The sequence below is a fragment of the Roseateles sp. genome, assembly GCF_049240545.1.
Taxonomy (GTDB): domain Bacteria; phylum Pseudomonadota; class Gammaproteobacteria; order Burkholderiales; family Burkholderiaceae_C; genus Paucibacter_A.
Map to the genome: position 1 here is coordinate 1 of NZ_JBMLSK010000206.1, position 3,061 is coordinate 3,061.

Here is a 3,061-nt window from a genome sequence, read left to right on the forward strand (position 1 = left end):
TTCCATGATCCAAGGCATGAACCACTTCACCATCACCGCGCAGGACCGCGCGGCGACGCTGGATTTCTACTGCGGCTTGCTGGGTCTGGTGGAAGGGCACCGGCCGGACCTCGGCTTTCCCGGGGCCTGGCTGTACGCCCCAGGGGGCACGCAGGCCGTGCTGCACATCTACTGGGACCGGCCCGCGCCCGCCGCTGCCACGGGCGTGATCGATCACATGGCCTTTACCGCCAGCGACCTCAAAGCCGTCAAGGCCCGGTTCGATGAGCGCGGGCTGCGCTACGACCTGCGCCGCCAGGCGGGGGCAGGCACCTGGCAGCTTTTCAGCTTCGACCCGAACGGGGCGAGGGTGGAGCTGGACTTTGATGCCTCAGAACAGCTCTGACTTTGACACCGCTGCCCGCCGACGGGGAGTGCCGGCCGGTTGTGCCGCCAAGCAGCGCATGGGCTTCACGGTTCCACGACTTGCGGGCTTCGGCAGTGCCGAAGCGACGCGAACTCATTCCACCTGATCCTTCACTGCAACCATGTCCGTCCCGTCCGACAGTGCGGCGAGGACCTCATCGATTTCCGAAGGTTGCCACCGCATCGGCCAGCGGGCGTCGTCTGCGGGCCGAAGAAGGGTGTGATCCTCGATCAGCTTCAGCGCGCCCGTCCGTCCGACCCGAGCCGTCACCAAGGTGTGGCCTTCAATTCCCGGAAGCCGTTGTCCAGCGGCTGCCATGGCCATGAGCAAGGCTCTCCAGCCTTGCGGGGTTTCCGTGTCCGAGACCGCGAATTGCCTTTCCAGCCGTGCGATCGCCTCCGGATCGGGCCAGCCGACGCCCGACCGGAACACCACCTCGCAGGGCAATGGCGCGACTTGCACCGTGGACGGAAGCGGCACGGCGGCGAAGCCGGTATGCCAGACGAGGATCGGCTGGCGATAGCGCCTTGGCGCCTCGCGCACGGCTTCCGGGTTGGCGGGCTGAACCGTGATCAGGGCGCTGATGTCCAGGAGAAGATAACCCTGCTTGTCTCCGCCTAGAAAGACAGCATGCCCGAACCGCCCATCGGGCAAGGGCAGTGCGAAGGCGTGTCCGGCCCGGACGCCCGTTCGGTTGCCGAAGGCACGGAACTGGATATCGAGCCCGGCACCGGCAGGCGCATTGGCCTTCTCGACATCCCGACCATGGCCGTCGTATTCAACGCCGCTTGCGATCGCCAGCGCCTCGATTCGGGCGATGGCCCTTGCGCTGTCCAGCCCGGCGCCGAGAGTCTCGCGCAGGATCAGGCCGCCCGGCGTCCGCGCCGCACCCACCTCGATACCGGCGGGCAGCGCGGCGCGAAACCGCTTCAATCGCGCCGCCGTCCCATGGATGAAGTGCTCGATCTGGCTCACGGTGGTACCCCAGTCTGATCTATGGCCACCCCTTGGCCTTGGCCGCCTCAGCGGCCTGCTTCTTCCGAACCAGGGCCAGATTGCTCTTGCTCAGTTCATCGAACCGGGCATGTCTGGCGAAAAACGGGCCATCCAGCGGAGCTTCGTGCGTGAAGGCCATGGTCCAGGCGAGGTTTGGCGGGAACACGCAGTAATCAGCCAGCGGCACCTCCAGCGGCAGTGCATCGGTGGCCACAGCCGCGCGTCCGCCATTCAGCAGCACCAGATACTCGGCCTCGCTTTGCAACCGGTAGGTGCTGCGGGCATCTTCACGCGCCGTACACGGATACCGCCCCGCGCTGAAGACATGCCAGAGGTAGCCCTTGGGGCCCGTGGCCTTGACGCCGTCCCGGTCTGTACCAAAGGCCGCCAGCCAGGCAGCCGTCAAGGCGGCCGCTTCGGCCTCGGTGAAATGACGGACGCTGGCGCCCGGCACGACGATCCCTTCGGGAAACTTCCAAGCATTGAACCGTGGCATCTCACAACTCCAAGCCTATGCGCCAGGGGCTGCGACTCGCTGCGGCGCTTCTCGCTCGCCTCGTTCTGTAGCCTCGTAGCTCAACACCACCTCTTTACGCTGGCGCCACCACGGCCTGAGCAACGCGCCACCCGATGAGCGAATCTTCACCGCGCCGTTCCCGGTCTCGACGATCTGGTACGCAACGGCTCGCGAACCTTGGTAGGTGACCACCACGTGAAGCGCGCCGCAGACGAGGCCCTGCAGAAACGCCATCAGTTCATCCCGTGTCGCAAAGTGCTCGTGCCACGAATCCGCGAACACAGTGAACTCCTGGCCTATCGCCAGTTCAAGGCTGGCGTCGACGCCAGCGATCTCGAGGCGCAAACCCCGCTCCGCGGGGACGGTGGTGATCGGCAGTGCTTCTTCAATCGTCCTGCCGATGTCTTCGAGGCGGTGCGTCATCTGCCGACTCCGATCGATTGGACAGCGAAGGGTCAGGCAGGCTGCAACAGACCTGCGCCAACGAGCCCGGTCCAGGCCCGCCTGGCGGGTTCGCTGCAGTTGGCGACCGTGAAGGAGTCGGACTCGAACGATTCGGAGAAAACCTCCGAGATCGCGGCAGCCAGTTCGGCTTCGCTCCGACAGCGCGGGATGCGAGCCACGATCCTGGCCACCTCCTGCGCATACTCGTCGGGCGGCGCGCCGTCGGCGGCAAGCCCGAGAGGGTCCCACGCCCGGATGGCCGAGCTCACGATCGCGAGCGACTGGTCGTAGTGACTTCTGCTGTTCATGGGCTGTGTGCAATGAGCGGGTCCGGTCCTTTTGGACAGGCGCGAGCAACTGATCAGATGATTGTTGCTGAGCGACATAGACCCTGACGGTATTGAGGGGTCGGCGGCTCGTACGGCAGTCATGTCACCATGTTTCCATTGCTCGCTGCGTCGGTGGACGATCATCCTTGGGTCTGCAGAAACGCGGTTGCACCGGCGTTCGAGATTCAGCTCACCAGTGGGTCACGCACCTGCAGTTCCGGTAGGCTGATGAGGGGTGGCGTCTCTGAGCGCGTGCGCGCAGCACCAGGCGCAGGCCCTCCTCGATGACGGCGCGCAGCGTCGTGCTCTCCTGCTGCGCCTGGCGCATGCAGCGCTCCAGCAGATCGGTCGGCGCTTCGATGATGGTCT

At 65.6% G+C, this 3,061-nt stretch carries 5 protein-coding genes; 1 reads left to right on the forward strand and 4 read right to left on the reverse strand.

The window, feature by feature from the left end:
* A partial coding sequence (locus tag ACOVRJ_RS13130; RefSeq protein ID WP_422044297.1) for a VOC family protein occupies window positions 1-385 on the forward strand: 385 nt, incomplete at its 5' end.
* A gap of 114 nt (window positions 386-499) precedes the next feature.
* Here ACOVRJ_RS13130 and ACOVRJ_RS13135 read toward each other — a convergent pair.
* Genes ACOVRJ_RS13135 through ACOVRJ_RS13150 form a run of 4 tightly spaced genes read right to left on the reverse strand, consistent with a single transcriptional unit; the run spans window position 500 to window position 2,671 of the window.
* Window positions 500-1,381 carry a hypothetical protein gene (locus ACOVRJ_RS13135; protein ID WP_422044298.1) on the reverse strand — a complete coding sequence of 294 codons (882 nt, stop codon included), beginning with the start codon at window positions 1,379-1,381 and terminating at the stop codon, window positions 500-502.
* 19 nt (window positions 1,382-1,400) lie between these two features.
* A complete protein-coding gene (locus tag ACOVRJ_RS13140; RefSeq protein WP_422044299.1) occupies window positions 1,401-1,898 on the reverse strand; it encodes a DUF4275 family protein in 498 nt (165 codons plus the stop codon).
* Between the two features lie 15 nt (window positions 1,899-1,913).
* Window positions 1,914-2,342, reverse strand: a complete 429-nt coding sequence (locus tag ACOVRJ_RS13145) for a hypothetical protein (protein ID WP_422044300.1) — start codon at window positions 2,340-2,342, stop codon at window positions 1,914-1,916.
* A gap of 32 nt (window positions 2,343-2,374) precedes the next feature.
* Window positions 2,375-2,671, reverse strand: coding sequence for a DUF1871 family protein (locus tag ACOVRJ_RS13150; RefSeq protein WP_422044301.1), 297 nt, complete (start codon window positions 2,669-2,671; stop codon window positions 2,375-2,377).
* Window positions 2,672-3,061: the final 390 nt, after the last annotated feature.

What these genes read in the sequence shown, in the direction of transcription:
- ACOVRJ_RS13145 (WP_422044300.1), bottom strand. Translation starts at nt 2,342, where the DNA reads ATGACGCACCGCCTCGAAGACATCGGCAGGACGATTGAAGAAGCACTG.
- ACOVRJ_RS13150 (WP_422044301.1), bottom strand. Translation starts at nt 2,671, where the DNA reads ATGAACAGCAGAAGTCACTACGACCAGTCGCTCGCGATCGTGAGCTCG.
- ACOVRJ_RS13140 (WP_422044299.1), bottom strand. Translation starts at nt 1,898, where the DNA reads ATGCCACGGTTCAATGCTTGGAAGTTTCCCGAAGGGATCGTCGTGCCG.